The organism is Stutzerimonas stutzeri (assembly GCF_024448895.1).
GTDB lineage: Bacteria > Pseudomonadota > Gammaproteobacteria > Pseudomonadales > Pseudomonadaceae > Stutzerimonas > Stutzerimonas stutzeri_Q.
Genome location: NZ_JAMOIC010000063.1, coordinates 1 through 1,463, shown reverse-complemented (window position 1 = coordinate 1,463; position 1,463 = coordinate 1). Strand labels below are relative to the sequence as shown.

Annotated in this window: 1 protein-coding gene; it reads right to left on the bottom strand. The window is 61.0% G+C overall.

Going from position 1 to position 1,463, the window contains the following annotated elements:
* A partial coding sequence (gene ahpF, locus NA619_RS24920) for an alkyl hydroperoxide reductase subunit F (protein ID WP_255964437.1) occupies positions 1-1,463 on the bottom strand: 1,463 nt, incomplete at both ends.

Sequence of the window (1,463 nt, the reverse complement as noted above, 5' to 3'; positions counted from 1 at the left end):
CGCGATGACGATCTGCTTGTAAGGCACGGTCGTCACGTCACCTGCGGCAAAGATTCCCGGCAACGAGGTCTCACCACGCGCATCGACGATGATCTCGCCACGCGAAGTCAGCTCCACCGTGCCCTTCAGCCAGTCGGAGTTGGGCAGCAGGCCGATCTGCACGAAGATGCCCTCAAGCTCCAGCTCGTGGAATTCGCTGGAGTTGCGATCCTTGTAGGTCAGGCCGGTGACTTTCTTGCCATCTCCGATGACTTCACTGGTCAAGGCACTGGTGATTACCGTGACGTTCGCCAGGCTGTGAAGCTTCTTTTGCAGTACCGCATCGGCGCGCAGCTGGCTGTCGAATTCGATCAGCGTGACCTGGGAGACGATACCAGCCAGGTCGATAGCCGCTTCAACACCCGAGTTGCCGCCCCCAATCACCGCCACTCGCTTGCCTTTGAACAGCGGGCCGTCGCAGTGCGGGCAGTAGGCGACGCCATGGCCGCGGTATTCCTGCTCGCCCGGCACGTTCATTTCACGCCAGCGTGCGCCGGTCGCTAGAATCAAGGTCTTGGCTTTCAGCGAGCCGCCGTTCTCCAGCTTGATTTCGTGCAGTCCGCCTTCATGCGAGGCCGGGATCAGTTGGGCAGCGCGCTGCAGGTTCATGATGTCGACGTCGTATTCGCGCACATGGTTTTCCAGCGCGCGGGCCAGTTTCGGTCCTTCGGTTTCGTTGACCGAGATGAAGTTCTCGATGGCCATGGTGTCGAGCACCTGGCCGCCGAAGCGCTCGGCTGCAACACCTGTACGGATGCCTTTACGCGCAGCGTAGATGGCCGCGGCAGCACCAGCCGGCCCGCCACCAACGACCAGCACATCATAGGCGGCCTTGGCGCTAAGCTTTTCGGCATCGCGCGCCGAGGCGCCGGTGTCGAGCTTGGCCAGAATCTCTTCTTCGCCCATGCGGCCTTGGCCGAACAGTTCACCATTCAGGTAGATGCTTGGCACGGACATGACCTGCCGCACCGTGACCTCTTCCTGGAACAGCGCACCGTCGATTGCGACGTGGCGGATGTTCGGGTTGAGCACGGCCATCAGGTTCAGTGCCTGGACCACGTCCGGGCAGTTCTGGCAGGAGAGCGAGAAGTAGGTTTCGAAGTTGTACTCGCCATCGAGGTTTTTGATCTGTTCGATGACCTCAGGCGCGGTCTTGGACGGATGACCGCCGACCTGCAGCAGGGCCAGCACCAACGAGGTGAATTCGTGGCCCATCGGAATGCCGGCGAAGCGCAGGCTGATGTCGCCACCGATGCGGTTGAGTGCAAACGAAGGTTTGCGTACGTCATTGCCGTCGGTGCGTAGGGTGATCTTGTCGCTCAGGCTGGTGATGTCTTCCAGCATGGCGAGCATTTCCTGGGACTTGTCGCCGTCACCGAGGGACGCAACGATCTCGAACGGCTGGGTGACCTTTTCCAGGTAGG